This window comes from Hydrogenophaga sp. NH-16, assembly GCF_004006415.1.
Lineage (GTDB): Bacteria > Pseudomonadota > Gammaproteobacteria > Burkholderiales > Burkholderiaceae_C > Hydrogenophaga > Hydrogenophaga pseudoflava.
In genome coordinates this window covers 3,199,746-3,218,928 of the sequence record NZ_CP029344.1, presented here as the reverse complement: position 1 = coordinate 3,218,928, position 19,183 = coordinate 3,199,746, and the positions used below count along the sequence as shown (strand labels likewise).

Annotated in this window: 18 protein-coding genes; 5 read left to right on the top strand and 13 right to left on the bottom strand. The window is 65.9% G+C overall.

Annotated elements, in window-relative coordinates:
• Positions 1-18: 18 nt before the first annotated feature.
• A complete protein-coding gene (locus DD542_RS15505) occupies positions 19-1,242 on the bottom strand; it encodes an MFS transporter (protein WP_241559571.1) in 1,224 nt (407 codons plus the stop codon).
• Between the two features lie 86 nt (positions 1,243-1,328).
• On the opposite strand from DD542_RS15505, the gene DD542_RS15500 reads away from it, so the two are divergent.
• Positions 1,329-2,177 carry a helix-turn-helix transcriptional regulator gene (locus tag DD542_RS15500; RefSeq protein ID WP_127806249.1) on the top strand — a complete coding sequence of 283 codons (849 nt, stop codon included), beginning with the start codon at positions 1,329-1,331 and terminating at the stop codon, positions 2,175-2,177.
• Here DD542_RS15500 and arsC read toward each other — a convergent pair whose 3' ends face one another.
• On the bottom strand, positions 2,178-2,534 hold the full coding sequence (gene arsC, locus DD542_RS15495) for an arsenate reductase (glutaredoxin) (RefSeq protein WP_066154524.1): 357 nt from the start codon (positions 2,532-2,534) through the stop codon (positions 2,178-2,180).
• A gap of 131 nt (positions 2,535-2,665) precedes the next feature.
• On the opposite strand from arsC, the gene DD542_RS15490 reads away from it, so the two are divergent.
• Positions 2,666-2,902: a hypothetical protein gene (locus tag DD542_RS15490; RefSeq protein WP_066154527.1), complete on the top strand. Its 237-nt coding sequence runs from the start codon at positions 2,666-2,668 to the stop codon at positions 2,900-2,902.
• A gap of 10 nt (positions 2,903-2,912) precedes the next feature.
• Here the strand turns inward: DD542_RS15490 and DD542_RS15485 are convergent, their stop codons facing one another.
• The 10 genes from DD542_RS15485 to DD542_RS15440 all read right to left on the bottom strand — a co-directional run bounded on the left by DD542_RS15485 (position 2,913) and on the right by DD542_RS15440 (position 14,629).
• Positions 2,913-4,325 carry an aldehyde dehydrogenase family protein gene (locus DD542_RS15485; RefSeq protein WP_079366229.1) on the bottom strand — a complete coding sequence of 471 codons (1,413 nt, stop codon included), beginning with the start codon at positions 4,323-4,325 and terminating at the stop codon, positions 2,913-2,915.
• Positions 4,326-4,408: 83 nt separating this feature from the next.
• Complete coding sequence (clpB, locus tag DD542_RS15480) at positions 4,409-7,015, bottom strand: ATP-dependent chaperone ClpB (RefSeq protein WP_127806248.1); 2,607 nt, start codon at positions 7,013-7,015, stop codon at positions 4,409-4,411.
• Between the two features lie 143 nt (positions 7,016-7,158).
• Positions 7,159-7,908: a GNAT family N-acetyltransferase gene (locus DD542_RS15475; RefSeq protein ID WP_127806247.1), complete on the bottom strand. Its 750-nt coding sequence runs from the start codon at positions 7,906-7,908 to the stop codon at positions 7,159-7,161.
• Between the two features lie 18 nt (positions 7,909-7,926).
• On the bottom strand, positions 7,927-8,400 hold the full coding sequence (gene moaE, locus DD542_RS15470; protein ID WP_127806246.1) for a molybdopterin synthase catalytic subunit MoaE: 474 nt from the start codon (positions 8,398-8,400) through the stop codon (positions 7,927-7,929).
• Between the two features lie 2 nt (positions 8,401-8,402).
• A complete protein-coding gene (gene moaD / locus DD542_RS15465) occupies positions 8,403-8,654 on the bottom strand; it encodes a molybdopterin converting factor subunit 1 (protein ID WP_127806245.1) in 252 nt (83 codons plus the stop codon).
• Entirely contained in the window at positions 8,651-9,940 is a 1,290-nt protein-coding gene (gene glp, locus DD542_RS15460; protein ID WP_127806244.1) for a gephyrin-like molybdotransferase Glp, read from the bottom strand. Before glp ends, moaD begins: the two co-directional genes overlap by 4 nt.
• 46 nt (positions 9,941-9,986) lie before the next feature.
• The gene (mobB, locus tag DD542_RS15455; RefSeq protein ID WP_079366097.1) at positions 9,987-10,520 is read right to left on the bottom strand and encodes a molybdopterin-guanine dinucleotide biosynthesis protein B; all 534 of its coding nucleotides are present in this window, start codon (positions 10,518-10,520) and stop codon (positions 9,987-9,989) included.
• Positions 10,521-10,540: 20 nt separating this feature from the next.
• Positions 10,541-11,971 carry a threonine synthase gene (thrC, locus tag DD542_RS15450; protein WP_127806243.1) on the bottom strand — a complete coding sequence of 477 codons (1,431 nt, stop codon included), beginning with the start codon at positions 11,969-11,971 and terminating at the stop codon, positions 10,541-10,543.
• Position 11,972: 1 nt separating this feature from the next.
• Positions 11,973-13,295 carry a homoserine dehydrogenase gene (locus DD542_RS15445; protein WP_079366095.1) on the bottom strand — a complete coding sequence of 441 codons (1,323 nt, stop codon included), beginning with the start codon at positions 13,293-13,295 and terminating at the stop codon, positions 11,973-11,975.
• A gap of 101 nt (positions 13,296-13,396) precedes the next feature.
• Positions 13,397-14,629, bottom strand: coding sequence for a pyridoxal phosphate-dependent aminotransferase (locus tag DD542_RS15440; RefSeq protein WP_127806242.1), 1,233 nt, complete (start codon positions 14,627-14,629; stop codon positions 13,397-13,399).
• Between the two features lie 138 nt (positions 14,630-14,767).
• Here DD542_RS15440 and DD542_RS15435 point away from each other — a divergent pair, with 138 nt between their 5' ends.
• The 3 genes from DD542_RS15435 (at position 14,768) to DD542_RS15425 (ending at position 17,654) form a co-directional block, all read left to right on the top strand.
• Positions 14,768-15,148: an Mth938-like domain-containing protein gene (locus DD542_RS15435; RefSeq protein WP_066154745.1), complete on the top strand. Its 381-nt coding sequence runs from the start codon at positions 14,768-14,770 to the stop codon at positions 15,146-15,148.
• A gap of 130 nt (positions 15,149-15,278) precedes the next feature.
• Positions 15,279-15,755, top strand: a complete 477-nt coding sequence (locus DD542_RS15430; RefSeq protein WP_066154557.1) for a peroxiredoxin — start codon at positions 15,279-15,281, stop codon at positions 15,753-15,755.
• Between the two features lie 159 nt (positions 15,756-15,914).
• The gene (locus tag DD542_RS15425; RefSeq protein WP_079366094.1) at positions 15,915-17,654 is read left to right on the top strand and encodes a PhoH family protein; all 1,740 of its coding nucleotides are present in this window, start codon (positions 15,915-15,917) and stop codon (positions 17,652-17,654) included.
• A 71-nt stretch (positions 17,655-17,725) separates the two neighbouring features.
• On the opposite strand, the gene dnaB is transcribed toward DD542_RS15425, so the two are convergent.
• The gene (gene dnaB, locus DD542_RS15420; protein WP_174545240.1) at positions 17,726-19,168 is read right to left on the bottom strand and encodes a replicative DNA helicase; all 1,443 of its coding nucleotides are present in this window, start codon (positions 19,166-19,168) and stop codon (positions 17,726-17,728) included.
• Between the last annotated feature and the right edge of the window lie 15 nt (positions 19,169-19,183).

Here is a 19,183-nt window from a genome sequence, read left to right as displayed (position 1 = left end):
CCGGAATTGTGCACAGACTCAGCGGCCTGTCCGGCGGCCCACGCCGATGGCGGCATAGACGGACACCAGCAGCACCAGCGCCGCGCCCGCCAGCGTCAGCGCGTACCAGCCCCGGTCCATGAACACGCCAAAGATCATCGGAGAGACCGCGAAACCGACGTCCAGCCCCGAGTACACCGTGCCATAGACGCGCCCGGTCGCGCCCTTGGGCGTCGCCTTCTTGATCATCATGTCCCGGCTGGGGCCGCCCACGCCGATTGCAAAACCGGTGGCCGCCAGGACCACCATGGTGCCGGTGCCATTGAGCCAGCCGGTGGCACAGACCAGCAGCAGCAAGGCGCCGGCGGTCATCGCCCAGGCCACGACGCGATCGCTGTGTTTCGAGGTGGCGGCCACAAAGCCGCCGACGAACATGCCCACCGCGCCGCACAGCATGTAGGCGCTGACAGTGAGCGTGGCCGCCTCGACGCTGACCCCGTGCAACTGCTTGAGGATGGACGGCGCATAGCTCTGCACCACCGCCAGCGTCATGGTGGACAGCAGGAAGAAGGCGAAGCACCACCAGACCACGGGCAGCTTCATGAACGCAAGGTCGGAGCCCTTGGGTGCATCAGCATGGCGCACATGCACCTCGGTGCGCAGCCGGGCGCGCTGCCAGAACAGCAGCGCCAGCACCGCCACATAGAGCAGGGCCGCGCAGCGGTAGGCGGTGCGCCAGTCGCTCAGCGCCGTGATACCCACAAGAAAAGCCGGCGCCAGCGCCCAGCCCAGGTTGCCGGTCAGGCCGTGGGCGCTGAAGGCGTAGCCCAGCCGCGGCGCCGAGACGCGCTGGTTCAGGATGGTGAAGTCGGCCGGGTGGAATGGCGCGTTGCCCAGGCCCGCCAGCACCGCCACCATCACCAGACCGGCGTAGCCGGTGGCCATGGACGCTGCCAGCGAGGCCAGCAGGAAGCAGCCGATGGCGGCAAACAGCACTGGGCGCGCGCCGATGCGGTCGACCACGAAGCCGGACATCGCCTGGCCGGAACCTGAGATCACGAAGAAGATGCTCATCAGCAAGCCGACGTCGGAGTAGCTCAGGCCGAAGTCGCGCATGAAGATCGGGAACAACGGCGCCAGCAGCAGGTGCGAGAAGTGGGAGGTGCCGTGCGCCAGACCGACCAGGCCGATGACGGCGGCGTCGTGCTTCAGGGGAACGGGGTTGGCCGGCGGGGGCACGGCGTCGAGAGTGGCGGTGTTCATGCGGGGCATGGTACGGGCTGACGCAGCGGCCGATATGCGATAGAAAGACAACCATCATCGAATTTCAGCCAAATCCGGGAGCCCCCATGAACAGACGCGAGCGCCGCGCCGTGCCCGTCGGCGACACCGACCCGTTCCGCCCTTCGCCGGAGCGGCCGGTGCGCTGCAGGGCCAGGGCCATGGGCCACGACACCCAGTTCGAACCGCACCACCACCCCTGGGGTCAGCTGGCCTACTGCGCCAGCGGCCTGTTGCAGGTCACGGTGGCCGACGCCGCGCCGAACCAGACCAGCGGGCTGGAGACCACCACCATCGTCCCGCCGTCGCGCGCCGTCTGGATCCCGCCGGGCGCCCGCCACGCGGTCAGCATGCTGGAGTCGTCGCAGCTCTACACGCTCTACATTGATCCGTCGGTGGTGACCGCCGAGTGGCGCCGCTCCCGGGTGCTGGTGGTCTCGGCCCTGCTGCGCGAACTGGTGCTGGGCATGGAGTTGCCGCACCACGCCGGAGACGAATTGCGGCAGCGCGCGTTGTCCACCCTGGTGCTGGCCGAACTGGCGCACGCGCCGACCCAGCCGCTGGGCGTACCGATGCCCGACCCGCAGCGCGGTGACAGGCGCCTGCGCGCCTTGTGCGAGGCGGTGCTCAACGCGCCGGCGCAACACGCGACGCTGGCCGGCTGGGCCGCCCACAGCGGCGCCAGCGAGCGCACTCTGGCGCGCCTGTTCCGGGACGAGCTGGGCATGGGCTTTCAGCGCTGGCGGCAGCAGGTGCTGCTGGCGCACGCGCTGCCGATGCTGGCCAGGGGCACGCCGGTGAGCCAGGTGGCCGCCGCCGCTGGCTACGCCAGCGACAGCGCCTTCAGCGCCATGTTCCGCGCCGCACTGGGCCAGCCGCCGTCGCGCTTTGGCCCGATGACGGCGGGACCCGCCTGATCAGAGCACCTCTTGCAGCCGTTCCTTCGGGCGGCAGAGCACGGTGCCGCGCGGCGTCACGACGATGGGCCGCTCGACCAGCACGGGGTGCTGCACCATCAGGTCCAGCCATTCGGCGTCGCTGCGTTCGGGGTTGGCTTCGGCCAGCCCGGCATAGAGGTCGCCCTTGCGGCGCAGCAGTTCGCCAGCGCTCATGCCCATGGCCTTGAGCAGCGCGGTCAGCTGCTCCCGGGTGTAGGGCTGCTTGAGGTAGTCGATCACCTCTGGCTCGACCCCGGTCTCGCGGATCGCGGCCAGCACGTTGCGCGAGGTGCTGCACTGGGGGTTGTGGAAGATGGTGATGGAAGAAGGCTTCATCGCGGTGCTCCGTGCGTTTCGCGGCCGAGCATAACGCCCGGTGGCGGTGCAGCGGCGGGCGTCACACCCCTGTCATCTCGGGCCCGTATCTTGCTCGACGCACACACAAAACGCGCCAGCAGGGGAAGACGATGAACGCACCACAACGCATTGCCAAGACACCGAAGGCCTGGGAGGCGCTGTCACGCCCCGACCTGGTCGGCCGCCGCGCCCACAGCCTGCTGCTCATGGCCAACGGCCGCCGCAGCGAACGCGAGCTGTCGGCACTGCTGGGTGGCGATGTCAGCGATCTGGCCGCGGGTCTGCTGCAGCAGGGCTACCTGCAGCCAGTGCCGCTGATGCTCTACGGAGACAACGACAGCGCCTGAGCGGCGCCACTCAAAGCCAGCGTTTGAGCAGCCCCATCACGCGATCGAACGTGGCGCCGTAGGGTGGGTAGAACAGGCTGGCCGCCGCCCAGCGCGACTGCACCAGCACCGGCTTCTGCTGCGTGAACCGCAGGAAGCCCGTCTCGCCGTGGTAGGCACCCCAGCCGCTCTCCCCCACCCCGCCAAACGGCAGGTTTTCGTGGGCAATGTGCAGCAGCGTGTCGTTCACCGTGACGCCGCCGCTGACCGTGCCGCGCAGCACCCGGTCGCGCGCGGCACCGTCCTGGCCGAACCAGTACAGCGCCAGAGGCCTGGGACCGGCGTTGACCGTGGCGATCGCCTGGCCCAGATCCGTATAGCTGAGCACCGGCAGCACCGGGCCGAAGATTTCCTCGCGCATCAGGCGGGCCTCGGCGGGTGGCTGAAACACCAGCACCGGTGCCATCTGGCGCTCATGGCCCGAACCGCTGCGCTGGGCCACCTCGACCACACGGGCGCCCTGGGACTGCGCCTCCTTGACCATCGCCAGCAGCCGCGCGTGGTGCCGCTCGCTGATGATGCTGGCGTAGTCCGGGTGCGCGGCCCCACAGGGGAACAGCCGCGTCACGGCGGCGGCAAAGGCGCGCTCGAACTCGGCTTCGCGCCCCTGGGGCAGCAGCACGTAGTCGGGCGCGATGCAGGTCTGGCCGCCGTTGAGCAGCTTGCCGTGCGCGATCTTGATGGCCACCGCGTCCAGATCGGCCGAGGCGTCCACGATGCAGGGCGACTTGCCGCCCAGCTCCAGCGTGGTCGGCGTCAGGTTGGCCGCGGCGGCGGCGGCCACCTTGCGCCCCACGGCGGTGGAGCCGGTGAAGAACAGGTGGTCGAACGGCAGGCTGGCGAACTCGTGCGCCACGTCCGGCCCGCCCAGCGCCACACACACCTCGTCGGCGGAAAACGCCTGGTGCAGCAGGGTCGCGAGCAGCGCCGAGGTGTGCGGTGTGAGCTCGCTGGGCTTGAGCATCACGCGGTTGCCCGCGGCCAGCGCAGTGGCGGTCGGCCCGAGCGTCAGCTGTAGCGGGTAGTTCCAGGGACCGATGACACCGACCACACCCAGCGGCTGGCGCTGAATCTGGCCGCTGGCGGGTTGCAGGTAGATGGGTGTGCGCACGCGGCGCGTTTTCATCCAGGCGCCGGTGTGGCGATCCAGATCGCCCAGCAGCGAGCGCAGCACGAAGAAGTCCGCGACTTCGGTGAGCCGGATCGAGCGCACGCCGAAATCGGCCTGCACCGCCTCGGCCAGCGCCGCGCCGTGCGTGTCGATCAGGGCCCGCATGCGGCGCAGGCGGTCCAGGCGAAGCGCCAGCGGCACGTCGATCTGCGCGCGGCTGGCCTGGAACTGCGCGTCGAACAGCGCACGCAACGGAAGGTCGGGGGGCGTCAGGGTCATCGGGTCATCATAGGAGCGCGCCCCGAGCGGCGGTAGAGGCGGCGCCCCATGCCGGGGCACCGCCTGTCGCCTGGGGCTCAGTCGTAGGCGATCGCGTCCGAGAACTCGAACACCCCGGGGTTGCGCACCGGGTCCACACCCACCGGAATCACCGATTTCGGCGGGTACCTGCCCTCCAGCAACAGCTTCGAGAGCGGGTTCTCGATGCGCTGCTGGATCGCGCGCTTGAGCGGCCGGGCACCGAACACCGGATCGAAACCGACCTTGGCCAGCTCGCCCAGCGCAGCGGGCGACACATCCAGCCGCAGGTCCATCTTCTGCAGGCGTGCCTGCAGTGCCTTGAGCTGGATGCCCGCGATGGCCTCGATGTGCTTGGCGTCCAGACCGTGGAACACCACCGTCTCGTCGATGCGGTTGAGGAACTCGGGCCGGAAGTGGTTCTTGAGCTCGCCCCAGACCGCGTCCTTGATGTCCTCGTAGCTGTCGCCCACCATGGCCTGGATGAGGTGTGAGCCGATGTTGCTGGTCATCACGATGACCGTGTTCTTGAAGTCCACGGTGCGGCCCTGGCCGTCGGTCAGGCGACCGTCGTCCAGCACCTGCAGCAGCACGTTGAACACGTCCGGGTGAGCCTTTTCCACCTCGTCGAGCAGCAGCACGGAGTACGGCTTGCGGCGCACGGCTTCCGTCAGGTAACCGCCCTCCTCGTAGCCCACGTATCCGGGCGGCGCGCCGATCAGGCGGGCGACCGAGTGCTTCTCCATGAACTCGCTCATGTCGATGCGCACCAGGTGCTCCTCACTGTCGAACAGGAAACCCGCCAGCGCCTTGCACAGCTCGGTCTTGCCCACGCCGGTGGGGCCCAGGAACAGGAAGGAACCGGTCGGGCGGTTCGGGTCGGACAGGCCCGAGCGCGAGCGGCGGATGGCATTGGCCACCGCGCTGATCGCTTCGTCCTGGCCCACCACGCGCTCGTGCAGCTTGGTCTCCATCTGCAGCAGCTTGTCGCGCTCGCCCTGCATCATCTTGGACACTGGAATACCGGTTGCGCGGCTGACCACCTCGGCGATCTCTTCCGCGCCCACCTGGGTGCGCAGCAGCTGGCGCGCCTGGTTTTCGCCTTTGCCGGCCTCATGGGCCTGGGCTTCCTTGAGCTGCTTCTCCAGCTCCGGCAGCTTGCCGTACTGCAGCTCGGCGACCTTGTTGAAGTCGCCCTTGCGCTTGAGTTCCTCGATCTGCAGCTTGACGCGCTCGATTTCCTCGCGCACGTGGGCACTGCCCTGCGCCTGGGCCTTTTCGGCCTTCCAGATCTCTTCCAGGTCGGCGGCTTCCTTCTGCAGTTCGACGATTTCTTCGTCGATCAGCGCCAGGCGTTTCTGCGAGGCCTCGTCGGTCTCTTTCTTCATCGCCTCGCGCTCGATCTTGAGCTGGATCAGCCGACGGTCCAGCTTGTCCATCACTTCGGGCTTGGAGTCGATCTCGATCTTGATCTTGGCCGCCGCCTCGTCGATCAGGTCAATGGCCTTGTCGGGCAGGAAACGGTCGGTGATGTAGCGGTGGGACAGTTCGGCCGCGGCCACGATGGCCGGATCGGTGATGTCCACGCCGTGGTGAACCTCATACTTTTCCTGCAGACCGCGCAGGATGGCAATCGTCTGCTCCACGGTCGGCTCATCGACCAGCACCTTCTGGAAGCGGCGCTCCAGCGCGGCGTCCTTCTCAATGTACTTGCGGTACTCGTCCAGTGTGGTCGCGCCGATGCAGTGCAGTTCGCCGCGCGCCAGCGCCGGCTTGAGCATGTTGCCCGCGTCGATGGCGCCTTCGGCCTTGCCGGCCCCCACCATGGTGTGGATTTCGTCGATGAACAGAATGATGCGGCCCTCGTCCTGCGCCACTTCCTTGAGCACGGACTTCAGGCGCTCCTCGAACTCGCCGCGGTACTTGGCGCCGGCCAACAGGCCCGCCATGTCCAGCACCAGCACGCGCTTCTCGCGCAGGGTTTCGGGCACCTCGCCGTTGACGATGCGCTGCGCCAGGCCTTCGACGATGGCCGTCTTGCCCACGCCGGGCTCGCCAATCAGCACAGGGTTGTTCTTGCTGCGGCGCTGCAGCACCTGAATGGCGCGGCGGATTTCGTCGTCACGGCCGATCACCGGGTCCAGCTTGCCAGCGCGGGCGCGCTCGGTCAGGTCCAGGGTGTACTTCTTGAGCGCCTCGCGCTGGCTCTCGCCTTCGGGCGAATCCATCTTCTGGCCGCCACGCACGGCTTCGATGGCCGCTTCCAGGCTCTTGCGCGAGAGGCCGTTCTCGTTGGCGATGCGGCCGATCTCACCCTTCTGGTCGGCCACGGCGAGCAGGAACAGCTCGCTGGCGATGAAGGCGTCACCACGCTTGATGGCTTCCTTTTCGGTCGCCTGGAGCAACTTGATCAGGTCCGGTCCAGGTTGCACCTGTTCCTGGCCCTGCACCTCGGGCAGGCGGTTGACCGCCTCCTCGGTGGCCTTGGTCAGACCCGGCACATTGACGCCCGCGCGCTGCAGCAGCGACTTCGGCCCATCGGCCTGGCGCAGCATGGCCAGCAGCAGATGGGCCGGTTCGATGTAGGCGTGGTCCTTGCCCAGGGCCAGGCTCTGGGCTTCGCCCAGGGCTTCCTGGAACTTGGTGGTGAGTTTGTCGAGACGCATGTTGTGATGCTCCGAAATGCTTGAACTGACGGGCATGTGGCGCTGACCGCCATCATTTCAAGACCTTGCGCCGGTCGGGGTCAAGCGGCATTGACCCGCATCAAAGCCCCGCTGCGCCCCGTGCAGCGGGGGCGCGAGGGGGCTTACCCTGCTCTCCAGTAGGCGTAAGACCAGGCGGTGGCCATGCCGGCGCGGCGGTAGAGCGCCAAGGCGGGCTCGTTGGAAGCGTCCACCTGCAGAAAGGCCCGGGTGATGCCCCGCCGCTGTGCCTGCAGCGCCATCGCGTGGATCATCCGCCCCGCCAGCCCCCGGCCCCTCTGGCGGGCGGCCGTGCGCAGGCCGTGCATGCTCAGCCAGCCCTGGGCATAACAGGCGGCGCCGCAGGCCAGGGTTTCGCAGCCCTGTCGCAGGCTGGCGAACAGCGTGCCCTCGGCGCGGGACAGCGCCTTCGAGCGGCTCGCGCCGTCCACCGGGTCCATGCCCTCGCCCAGAAACATGGCCATCCAGGCCGCATCAGGTCGCGGGTCCAGCGACACCCCGTCGGCGTTCGGCGCCAGCGCCAGCAGGCCATCCAGCACACCGGTCTGGGTCAGGGTGGGTTGTTCGCGCCGGAAGCCCTGGGCCCTGAGCTCGGGCCACCAGGGCTCAAACGCCGGCACCTCGGGCAGGCGCAACACCGGCCGCAAGCCGGCATCCCGGTAACGCTGCGCGATGGTGCCGATCAGCGCCGGGGGGTGGGCGCCATGGTGCAGTGGCACCGCGCTGTGGGCCCGGCCGACCGTGCCGGGGTCCATGGGTAGCAGCCAGCCGTCGATGGCATCGACCTGCTCGGGCGCCACCGCCGTGAGCGTGGCGCGTTCGATGGATTCGATGTCGGCTGCGGTCAGCGGCATGGACACCTTCACAGCCCGTCAGGCGTTGTTCAAGGCGATGCCCCACTTGGCCAGTGCGGCGTCGTCGCTGACCCGCGCGTCGACCCAGCGCGCGCCCTCGGGCGTCTGTTCCTTCTTCCAGAACGGCGCCTGGGTCTTGAGGTAGTCCATCAGGAACTCGCAGGCCTGGAAGCTTTCGCCGCGGTGGGCCGAGGTCACGGCCACCAGCACGATCTGGTCCAGCGGCTGCAGCAGGCCGACACGGTGAATCACCCGGGCGCACAGGATGTCAAAGCGCTTGAAGGCCTCGTCGATCATCTGCTCGATGGCTTTCTCCGTCATGCCAGGGTAATGCTCCAGCTCCAGGGTGCTGACGCTCTGGCCGTCGTTGCGATCCCGCACGGTGCCCACAAACGTGCAAACCGCACCGACGCCTTTGTGGTCGGCCCGCAGCCGGGCGACCTCGGCGGACAGGTCGAAGTCTTCAGTCTGGATGCTGACCCTGGCGTTCATGCTCAGCCTCCGGTGACGGGTGGGAAGAAGGCCACCTCGGCGCCGTCGGTCAAGGCGGCCGACTCGTCGGCCATGGTCTGGTTGACCGACACGCGCACCGCACGGCCTCGCCCCAGCACCTCGGCGTGCGCACCGCCACGTGCAATCAGTTCGTCGCGCAGCGCGGACAGCGTGGCCGCAGCGGTTTCGACGGATTCGCTGCCGGAGCCAATGGCCTCGCGGATGGAGGCGAAATAACGCAGCTGGATCTTCATGCGAGCAGGTCCGAAAGAGAGATGTAGTTCACGAGGTCGCCACGGGCGATGGTGCTGCCGGCCGGGTTGTCCACCAGGCCATCACCCCACACAGTCGAGGTCAGCACGCCCGAGCTCTGGTTGGGGAACAGGTCCAGGCCACCGTCGGCATTGCGGCGCACCCGCAGGAATTCGCGGCGCTTGTCGGCGCGCGGCAGGTCGAAATCGGCGCGCAGCTTCACGGTCTTGAAGGGCGGCTGGTATTCGGATCCCGCAGCCCCCTGCAGCTTGAGCAGGAAGGGCCGCACCAGCAGCAGGAAGGTGACGTAGCTCGACACCGGGTTGCCGGGCAGGCCGATGAAGTGGCAGTGGCCTTGAGCGTCTGCGCCGGCCCCTGCGTCGCGCCGCACTGTGCCGTACGCAAACGGCTTGCCCGGCTTCATGGCGATCTGCCACAGGTCCAGGCTGCCCAGTTGTTGCACAGCGGGCTTGATGTGGTCTTCTTCGCCCACCGACACCCCGCCGCTGGTGAGGATCAGGTCGTGGTGGTCGGCCGCAGTCTTGAGGGCTGCCAGCGTGGCCTCTCGCCGGTCGGGCACGATGCCCAAATCACTGACCTCGCAGCCCAGCCGTTCCAGCAGCACGCGCAGGAAGAAGCGGTTGCTGTTGTATATGGCGCCCGGTTTCATCTGTTCGGGCGGCACCTCGCCGGGCATGACCAGTTCATCACCGGTCGAAAACAGCGCCACCCGCGGCTTGGCGGTCACCCGCAGCTGCGCCGCACCGATGCCAGCGGCCAGGCCCAGGCTTGCTGCCGACAGGCGCGTGCCGCGCGGCAGCACCACGGCACCTCGTGTCACGTCTTCGCCGGCGCGGCGGATCCACTGGCCGGGCTCGGGGATGGCGTCGATGTGCACGGCATGGAAATCGCCGCCGACCTCACGCGTGTCTTCCTGCATCACGATGGCGTCCGCGCCAGGGGGTACCGGCGCGCCCGTGAAGATCCGGGCACAGGTGCGGGGCTCCAGCGGCTGCGCCGCGTGGCCGGCGGGGATTCTCTGGCTGACCGGCAGCACAACACCTTTTTCGGTGATGTCGGCCACGCACACGGCGTACCCGTCCATGGACGAGTTGTCCTGCGGCGGCACGTGCAGCGCCGACACCAGGTCCTCGGCCAGCACACGCCGGTCGGCCAGCACGGTGGCCAGGGTTTCGGTGGCTGCGAGCGGTGTCGCGCGAGAAAGCAGGTCGGCCAGCGCGGCGTCCAGCGCCATCAGGGGTTTGCGGGCAGGTTGGGAAGCGTTCATGGTCTTGGAGGCACCGCCCCGGCCGATAGGGTCAACGCAGTGGCGATCAAACGTAGGCTTCGGGGTCGTAGTCGAAACGGTCCCCATTGTCGACCAGCCAGGCCGCCACCGCATCGGGGTCGTCCAGATCCAGCCGCGGACGCAGGGTGTCCTCGGGCAAAGCATCGGCCAATGGCAGGGCGATGGCCGCCACGAAGGGGTCGTCCGGGTACCGGACCGGTTGGGCGGTGGCTTCGCGCCAGACCTCGATCTTGAGCAGGTTGCTGTCGCGCCAGCCCTCGACCAGCACCCAGTCCACCCCGGGGTGCAGCGCCGGGATCAGGTCGTGCACCGAGCGCTCCTGGGGCCGTTCGAAGCTGCGCTGCAGCACCAGCCGCTCGGGCGATGCAGCCAGCACCTCGTAGGCGCCTGCCTCGCGGTGGCGCCAGGTGTCCTTGCCGGGCTGGTCGGTTTCCAGCCCGCAGTGCGCGTGCTTCATGACCGACACGCGCAGACCCCGCGCCTTGAGGGCCGGGATCAGGCGTTCGATCAGCGTGGTCTTGCCTGCACCCGACGTTCCTGCGAAACCGACGACCCTCATGGGACCTTCCGGGCGGCCCGTCAGACCGGGCAGTGGTCGGTGATGTAGCGCTTGACCGCGACCGCGTCCGCACCCATCACCTGCACGCGCTTGGGCAGGGCTTCGATGCCGTCGAACTTCGCCGGCCGCTCGGGGTCGCGGCCCAGGGCCTCGCGGATGGTCTCGGCGAACTTGATCGGCAGCGCCGTCTCCAGCACCACCACGTTCTCGCCCGTCTGGCGCAATTCGCGCGCCACCTTCACGCCGTCGGCGGTGTGGGTGTCGATCATCACACCGTATTGCTCGAAGGTGCCCTTGATGGTGGCCAGGCGGTTGGCGTGCGTGCTCTTGCCGCTGGCAAAGCCGTAGCGGCTGGCGGCCTGGGCGAACAGCGGGTCGCGGCCCAGGTCGAAGCGGCCATGCAGGCGCAGCTCGTCGTCGAACAGCTGCTTGGTGCGCGCGGCGTCACGCCCCAGCAGGTCAAACACGAAACGCTCGAAGTTGCTGGCCTTGGAAATGTCCATGGACGGGCTGGACGTTTCGTAGGTGTCGGCGCTGCCGCGCACGCGGTAGGTGCCGGTGCGGAAGAACTCGTCAAGCACGTCGTTCTCATTGGTCGCGACGAACAGGCGACCGATCGGCAGGCCCATCTGGCGCGCGACATGGCCGGCGCAGACGTTGCCGAAGTTGCCAGAGGGCACGGCAAAGCTCACCTTTTGTTCGTTGGACCTCGTCGCGTAGAAGTAGCCGGCAAAGTAGTAGACCACCTGGGCCAGCAACCGCGCCCAGTTGATCGAGTTGACCGTGCCGATCTTGTACTTGCGCTTGAAGTCCAGGTCGTTGGACACGGCTTTGACGATGTCCTGGCAGTCGTCGAACACGCCTTCCACCGCGATGTTGTGGATGTTCGGGTCCATCAGGCTGAACATCTGCGCCTGCTGAAAAGCGCTCATGCGGCCGTGCGGGCTGAGCATGAACACGCGCACGCCCTGTTTGCCGCGCATCGCGTACTCGGCCGCGCTGCCGGTGTCGCCCGAGGTCGCGCCCAGGATGTTGAGCTGCTCGCCGCGGCGCGCCAGTTCGTACTCGAACAGGTTGCCCAGCAGCTGCATGGCCATGTCCTTGAAGGCCAGCGTGGGGCCATTGGACAGGGCTTCGAGCTGCAGACCGTCTTCCAGCGTTGTCAGCGGCACGATCTCCTCGGTGCCGAACACCTCAGCCGTGTAGGTCTTCTCGCACAGCGCCTTCAGGTCGGCGGCGGGAATGTCGTCGATGTAGAGCGACAGCACCTCGAAGGCCAGAGCGGCATAGCCTTGCTCGGCCAGCACGGCGCGCCAGCGGGTCAGTGTGGCGGCGTCGACCTGCGGGTAGGCCTCGGGCAGGTAGAGGCCACCGTCGGGCGCCAGGCCTTCGAGCAGGATTTCGCAGAAGCGCTTGCGGTCCGGGTGGCCGCGGGTCGACAGGTACAGCATCTCAGTTCAGCTCTTCCTTGCGGATGCGGGTGATGGGCGCCAGCACGCTGGGCAGGCCCTGCATTTGCGCGATCACATCGTTCATGGTGCCTTCGCGCGTGTCGTGCGTCAGGATGATCAGGTCGGTCGAGGTCGCCCCCTCTCCACCCACTTCGTCGGCCTCGCGCTGCAGCACCGCGTCGATGCTCACACCGGCGCCGGCCAGCAAGCCGGTCACCTGAGCCAGCACGCCGGCCTGATCGGCCACGCGCAGACGCAGGTAGTAACTAGTCACGACCTCGCTCATGGGCAGCACGACGGCATCACTCATGGCATCGGGCTGGAAGGCCAGGTGCGGCACGCGATTGAGCGGATCGGCGGTGTGCAGGCGGGTGATGTCCACCAGGTCGGCGATCACGGCCGAGGCGGTCGGTTCGCTGCCGGCACCCTTGCCGTAGTACAGAGTGGTACCCACGGCATCGCCGTTCACCACCACCGCGTTCATCGCACCCTCCACGTTGGCAATCAGCCGTTTCGCCGGCACCAGACTGGGGTGCACGCGCAGTTCCACGCCCTTGTCGGTGCGCTTGGTGATGCCCAGCAGCTTGATGCGGTAGCCCAGCTGCTCGGCATAACGGATGTCGGCCGCACCCAGCTTGGTGATGCCTTCCACGTAGGCCTTGTCGAACTGGACCGGAATACCGAAGGCGATGGCGCTCATCAGCGTCGCCTTGTGGGCGGCGTCGACCCCTTCGATGTCGAAGGTCGGGTCGGCTTCGGCATAGCCCAGGCGCTGGGCTTCTTTCAGCACCACGTCGAAGTCCAGGCCCTTGTCACGCATCTCGGACAGGATGAAGTTCGTCGTGCCGTTGATGATGCCAGCGATCCACTGGATGCGGTTGGCTGTCAGGCCTTCGCGCAGCGCCTTGATGATGGGGATGCCACCTGCCACGGCCGCCTCGAAGGCCACCATCACGCCCTTGGCCGACGCAGCCGCAAAGATCTCGGTGCCGTGCACGGCCAGCAGCGCCTTGTTGGCGGTGACCACGTGCTTGCCGGCGGCAATCGCTTCGAGCACCAGGGCCTTGGCGATGCCATAGCCGCCGATCAACTCGATGACGATGTCGATGTCGGGGTTGGCGATCACGGCGCGGGCGTCGTTCACCACCTTGACGTCCGGACCCACGATGGACTGTGCACGCGCCACGTCCAGGTCCGCCACCATGGTGATCTCAATGCCACGACCGGCACGGCGCTGAATCTCTTCCTGGTTGCGCTGAAGCACATTGAACGTGCCGCTGCCCACGGTGCCGATGCCCAGCAGGCCTACTTGGATGGGTTTCATGCTTGACTCATTTCCAACAAAAACTCGGGCGCTGTCCGCCCTGTCCGATAGTGACAGCCGGTCGCTCGGGCATTGATGACATTGCCCGGCACCATTGATGATCAGTCGTCTGTGCCGTGGCGATGGCGCCACTGTTCCAGGAACTTGGCCAGGCGGTCGATGGCCTCGCGCAAATCGTCTTCGTGCGGCAGGAACACGATGCGGAAATGCTGGTTGTCCGGGTAGTTGAAGCCCGACCCCTGCACCAGCATCACGCGGGTCGCCCGCAGCACTTCCATGAAAAACTGCCGGTCGTCCTCGATCGGATAGACCTTGGGATCGAGCCGGGGAAACATGTACAGCGCCGCCTGCGGCTTGACGCATGTCACGCCCGGGATCGCGGTGATCAGTTCGTAGGCCAGATCGCGCTGGCGACGCAGGCGCCCGCCTTCCTTGACCAGGTCGTTGATGCTCTGATATCCACCGAGAGCCGTCTGGATCGCCCACTGCCCCGGCACGTTGGAGCCGAGCTTGAGGTTGGCCAGCATGTTCAGGCCTTCGATGAAGTCCTTGGCGATCTCCTTCGGACCCGACAACACCATCCAGCCGGCGCGATATCCGCAGGACCTGTAGGCCTTGGACAGCGAATTGAACGTCAGGGTCAGCACATCAGTGGACAGACTCGCCATCGCGGTGTGCTTCACACCTTCGTACAGCACCTTGTCGTACACCTCGTCGGCCAGCAGCACCAGACCGAACTCACGGGCCAGCGCCACGATGCCCTTGAGCAGCTCGTCGCTGTAGAGCACACCGGTGGGGTTGTTCGGGTTGATGACCACGATTCCCTTCGTGCGCGGCGTGATCTTGGCACGCATGTCCGCCAGGTCCGGCTGCCAGCCGTTGTTTTCGTCGCAGCGGTAGTGCACCGGTGTGCCTCCGGAGAGGCTGGTTGCTGCCGTCCACAGGGGGTAGTCGGGCGACGGCACCAGCAGTTCATCGCCGTTGTCCAGCAGCGCATTGGCCGCCATCACAATCAGTTCGCTGGCACCATTCCCAAGGTAGATGTCGTCCAGCGTCACGCCCTGCACACCCTGCTGCTGGGTGTAGTGCATCACCGCCTTGCGCGCGGCGAAGATACCCTTGCTGTCCGAGTAACCCGCCGAGTTCGGCAGATTTCGGATCATGTCCTGCTGGATTTCCTCGGGGGCGTCAAAACCGAACGGCGCCAGGTTGCCGATGTTCAGCTTGATGATTTTCTGGCCCTCGTCCTCCATCTGCTTGGCCGCGTCGACGATCGGGCCCCGAACGTCGTAGAGCACATTGGCCAGCTTGGCGGATTTCTGGATCGGTTTCAAAGTCCCTCCGGACAGATGAGGCAAGGTGTGGACGGTTACGGGCAGGCGCACGCTAAGATCGCGACCTCTTCGGGGAAAACCCATAATTTGACCACAGTTCTCCTGCGCACCTCGTCCCCGACAGACGCCACCGACCCGATGAAACTTCATGCAGACAAGCCTGACCAGTTGTCAGTCACCGCCCATGGCGACGGATGGATCGCGGTCAATGGCGAGCGGTACAGCTCCAGCGTGGTGCTGCTGGCTTCGGGAACCGTTCGCCCCTGGGGCGTGGCACGCCTTGATGAACTCACTGCCGAGCATTTTTCGGAACTCATAGGGGGCGATGGCCCTCCTCCTGAATTGGTGCTGCTCGGGTCCGGCACCAGACTTCGTTTTGTGGCTCCCGCCCTGCTGCGGCCGCTCATTGAACAACGCATTGGCGTGGAAACCATGGACACCCCGGCCGCCTGCCGAACCTTCAACATCCTCGCAGGCGAAGGCCGGCGCGTGGTGGCGGCCCTGCTGATCGAAGCCTGACGCCCGAACCCGCGTTCGGGGTAAAATAGCCGATTGTTTTCCCACCGCTGCCAGAGAGCGGCTGTCGCCCAGGGAGGGCGACGGGAAGACCAACGCATCTCCACCAACCTACGTCAGGGGTCCACGCAGCATGGCAGTCGTTGTCAACAAACCCATTCCCGAATTTGAAGCCATGGCCACCGGCGGCATCAAGGTCAGCAACCAGTCGCATGTGGGCCAGACGGTGGTTCTGTATTTTTACCCCAAGGACAACACGCCTGGTTGTACCACCGAGGCCATGCAGTTCCGCGACAAGTACAAGGATTTCGTCAAGGCGGGTGCACAGGTGTTTGGTGTTTCCCGAGACAACATGAAGTCGCACGACGACTTCAAGGCCAAACTGGAACTTCCGTTCGAGCTGATTGCCGACACGGAAGAAAAGATGTGCCACATGTTCGGCGTGGTCAAGAACAAGATCATGTACGGCAAGAAGGTCAAGGGCATTGAGCGCAGCACCTTCCTGATCGGCGCCGATGGCGTACTCAAGCAGGAATGGCGTGGCCTGAAGGTTCCGGGCCATGTGGAAGAAGTGCTGAAGGCTGTCAAGACCCTTAAGAAGGCCGCCTGAACGCGATTCGGGAACGTCATTTCAGTCGTGCATAATGGGTTCATGACCCAGGTCAGACCGATTGAACATACGCCTCTTCGATTGCCTTGCGTCACGCAAAGCCGCCCGGTTTTCCTGGCGGCTTTTTCGTTTTCCGGTCCGCGCTGAACCCTCGCCCACATGCCACTGCCCCCCGCTCCATCCAAACGTGCCGCCTTGCTTGCTCCTGAGGCCTACAACCTGAAAGCCGGCGAGGACAGCTTCGACGAATTCCCAGCCTCTGCGCCTGCCGTGCCTCCACATCAGGAGTCTCGCCAGGCCAAGGCTTCGCCCCCCTCTGCCCCAGCAGACGCAAAAAAGAAGCCGAAAGCCGCGGCGCCCAGCACTCGCACAGCATCTGTGCCCTCCATTGTTGAGAAGGTGGTCGCAGCTACACCGTCGACACTGAGTACAGACAGACAGCCGACGGCGGCAGAAGTCTCGGCCGAACCGGTGCGCCGCCGTGCGGCCAAAACAACGGCGTCCAGCGGCCCGGCCCGGCTGTTTGTGCTAGACACCAACGTTCTGTTGCATGACCCGATGAGCCTGTTCCGGTTTGAGGAACACGACATCTTCCTGCCGATGATCGTGCTCGAAGAGCTCGATGGTCACAAGAAAGGCATGACCGAAGTCGCGCGCAATGGCCGCCAGACCAGCCGCACGCTCGACGCACTCGCAGCCCAGACCGGCGGCGACATGACCAAAGGCCTGAAGCTCTCGGCCACCGGCAATGCCTCCGCTCGTGGCCTGCTCTTCTTCCAGACGGAACCTCTGGACACACAACTGCCGACCAGCCTGCCCCAGGGCAAGGCAGACAACCAGATTCTGGGTGTGGTGCAGGCGCTGCGCGACAAGCACCCGCAGCGCGAAGTCATTCTGGTGTCCAAAGACATCAACATGCGGGTCAAGGCCCGCGCCCTCGGTCTCGCCGCGGACGACTACCAGAACGACAAGACGCTGGACGATGGCGAGCTGCTGTACTCGGGCGCTCTGGCGCTGCCGCAGGACTTTTGGACCCGCCAGAGCAAGACCATCGAAAGCTGGCAGAGTGGTAGCCATACTTTCTACCGAGTGAGCGGGCCGGCGGTCACACAGTTCCACATCAACCAGTTTGTCTATTTTGAAGCGCCGGGCGAGCCCTCCCTCTACGCGCGAGTGACCGAGATCCGCGACAAGACAGCCGTTCTCAAGACCCTCAAGGACTACACGCACCTCAAGAATGCGGTCTGGGGCGTCACCAGCCGAAACCGCGAGCAGAACTTCGCACTCAACCTGCTGATGGACCCGGAGATCGACTTCGTCACCCTGGCCGGCACCGCCGGGACCGGCAAAACGCTGATGGCCCTAGCCAGCGGCCTCACCCAGGTACTGGACGATCGCCGCTACACTGAGATCATCATGACCCGTGCCACCGTCAGCGTGGGTGAGGACATCGGTTTTCTGCCTGGGACCGAGGAAGAGAAGATGGGCCCCTGGATGGGGGCACTGGACGACAACCTCGAATTTCTGGCCAAGGGCGATGCCGGTGGCGCTGGCGAATGGGGACGAGCCGCCACCAACGAACTGATCCGCAGCCGCATCAAGGTCAAGAGCATGAACTTCATGCGCGGCCGCACCTTCATGAACAAGTACGTCATCATCGACGAGGCGCAGAACCTGACGCCCAAGCAGATGAAGACCCTGATCACCCGCGCCGGCCCGGGCACCAAAATCATCTGCATGGGCAATCTGGCCCAGATCGACACGCCCTACCTGACCGAAGGTTCGTCGGGCCTGACCTACGCGGTGGACCGCTTCAAGGGTTGGCCGCACGGGGGGCACATCACCCTGGCGCGCGGCGAGCGCTCGCGACTGGCCGACTTCGCCTCCGAGGTCTTGTAAGGAGGCCGGCACACACATGAAAAAAGCCCGACTCTGTCGGGCTTTTTTCATGAATGCGTGGGCATTCGCTATCAGTAGTCGTCCCCTCCCATGCCACTTCCCGCCAGCGTCTCGAAGCGGGTGAGCATGTTCAGGAAGGCGAGCTTCACTGTCCCCGTCGGGCCATTGCGCTGCTTGCCAATGATGATCTCGGCCACGCCCGGCTCCTTGCAGGTTTCGCGGTTGTAGTACTCATCACGGTAGATGAACATGATGATGTCCGCATCCTGTTCGATGGCCCCGGATTCGCGCAGGTCGGACATCATGGGACGTTTGTCGGTTCGCTGCTCCACCGAGCGGTTGAGCTGGGACAACGCAATCACCGGACACTGCAGCTCCTTGGCCAGCATCTTCAGGCCCCGCGAGATTTCACCGAGTTCGGTTGCCCGGTTGTCACCGCCCGAGGTACTGGAGCCGCTCATCAGCTGAAGGTAGTCGACCACGATCAACCCGAGCTTGCCGCATTGGCGTGCCAGACGTCTTGCGTTGGCGCGCAACTCGCTGGGCGTGAGGCCCGGGGTTTCGTCGATGTGCAGCGACACATTGCGCAGCTTCTCGATCGCCTCGGTCAGACGCGGCCACTCGTCGTCGGTCAGCTTGCCTGTGCGCAGATGCCCCTGGTTGATGCGGCCTATGGAACCAACGATACGAACCGCCAGCTGGGATGCGCCCATTTCCATGGAGAACACCGCCACCGGCAGTCCTTCATTGAGCGCCACGTGCTCGGCGATATTGATGGCGAATGCGGTCTTGCCCATGGATGGCCGTGCCGCCAGCACCACCAGATCGCCGGCCTGCAAACCCGAGGTCATGCGGTCTAGGTCGATGAAGCCGGTGGGTACGCCTGTGATGTCGTTGGGGTTGTCAGCCATCTCCTGCACACGGTCCAGCAGGTCCACCACCAGGGTGTCCATGCCCTGGAAGCCCTCCTTCATCCGCGAGCCTTCCTCGCCGATCTTGAAGATCTTCTGCTCCGCCTCGTCCAGGATCTTGGCGACCGGCCGGCCCTGCGGGTTGAACGCGTTGGTGGCAATCTCGTCGCTGGCTGCAACCAGTTTGCGCAGGATGGCGCGCTCGCGAACGATCTCGGCGTAGCGCCGGATGTTGGCCGCGCTGGGCACGTACTGCGCGAGCGAATTGAGGTAAGCCAGACCACCCGCCTCGTCGGCCTTACCCAGGTTCTGCAGGTGCTCGTACACCGTCACCACGTCGGCGGGCTTGCTGGCGTTGACCAGTGCCGCAATGGCCGAAAACGTCAGGCGATGCTCGTAGCGGTAGAAGTCCGAGTCGTTGATCAGGTCGGCCACGCGGTCCCAGGCGCCGTTGTCCAGCAGAAGCCCACCCAGAACACTGGACTCCGCCTCGATGGAGTGCGGGGGCACCCGCAGCTGGGCCAGTTGCTGGTCTGGGGCGAAACTCACTTCGTCCAGTCCAGCGTCAAAAGAAGAAAACGGAGTGGAAAAGACGTCTGCCATGGCGATCCTGTGAAT

Excerpts from the sequence above, each read along its gene's own strand:
- clpB (WP_127806248.1), bottom strand. The coding sequence starts at position 7,015 with ATGCGTCTCGACAAACTCACCACCAAGTTCCAGGAAGCCCTGGGCGAA.
- arsC (WP_066154524.1), bottom strand. The coding sequence starts at position 2,534 with ATGAAGCCTTCTTCCATCACCATCTTCCACAACCCCCAGTGCAGCACC.
- dnaB (WP_174545240.1), bottom strand. The coding sequence starts at position 19,168 with ATGGCAGACGTCTTTTCCACTCCGTTTTCTTCTTTTGACGCTGGACTG.
- moaE (WP_127806246.1), bottom strand. The coding sequence starts at position 8,400 with ATGAACGCCAGGGTCAGCATCCAGACTGAAGACTTCGACCTGTCCGCC.
- mobB (WP_079366097.1), bottom strand. The coding sequence starts at position 10,520 with ATGAGGGTCGTCGGTTTCGCAGGAACGTCGGGTGCAGGCAAGACCACG.
- DD542_RS15430 (WP_066154557.1), top strand. The coding sequence starts at position 15,279 with ATGGCAGTCGTTGTCAACAAACCCATTCCCGAATTTGAAGCCATGGCC.
- DD542_RS15490 (WP_066154527.1), top strand. The coding sequence starts at position 2,666 with ATGAACGCACCACAACGCATTGCCAAGACACCGAAGGCCTGGGAGGCG.
- DD542_RS15475 (WP_127806247.1), bottom strand. The coding sequence starts at position 7,908 with ATGCCGCTGACCGCAGCCGACATCGAATCCATCGAACGCGCCACGCTC.
- DD542_RS15435 (WP_066154745.1), top strand. The coding sequence starts at position 14,768 with ATGAAACTTCATGCAGACAAGCCTGACCAGTTGTCAGTCACCGCCCAT.
- DD542_RS15445 (WP_079366095.1), bottom strand. The coding sequence starts at position 13,295 with ATGAAACCCATCCAAGTAGGCCTGCTGGGCATCGGCACCGTGGGCAGC.
- DD542_RS15500 (WP_127806249.1), top strand. The coding sequence starts at position 1,329 with ATGAACAGACGCGAGCGCCGCGCCGTGCCCGTCGGCGACACCGACCCG.
- DD542_RS15425 (WP_079366094.1), top strand. The coding sequence starts at position 15,915 with ATGCCACTGCCCCCCGCTCCATCCAAACGTGCCGCCTTGCTTGCTCCT.
- glp (WP_127806244.1), bottom strand. The coding sequence starts at position 9,940 with ATGAACGCTTCCCAACCTGCCCGCAAACCCCTGATGGCGCTGGACGCC.
- moaD (WP_127806245.1), bottom strand. The coding sequence starts at position 8,654 with ATGAAGATCCAGCTGCGTTATTTCGCCTCCATCCGCGAGGCCATTGGC.
- thrC (WP_127806243.1), bottom strand. The coding sequence starts at position 11,971 with ATGCTGTACCTGTCGACCCGCGGCCACCCGGACCGCAAGCGCTTCTGC.
- DD542_RS15505 (WP_241559571.1), bottom strand. The coding sequence starts at position 1,242 with ATGAACACCGCCACTCTCGACGCCGTGCCCCCGCCGGCCAACCCCGTT.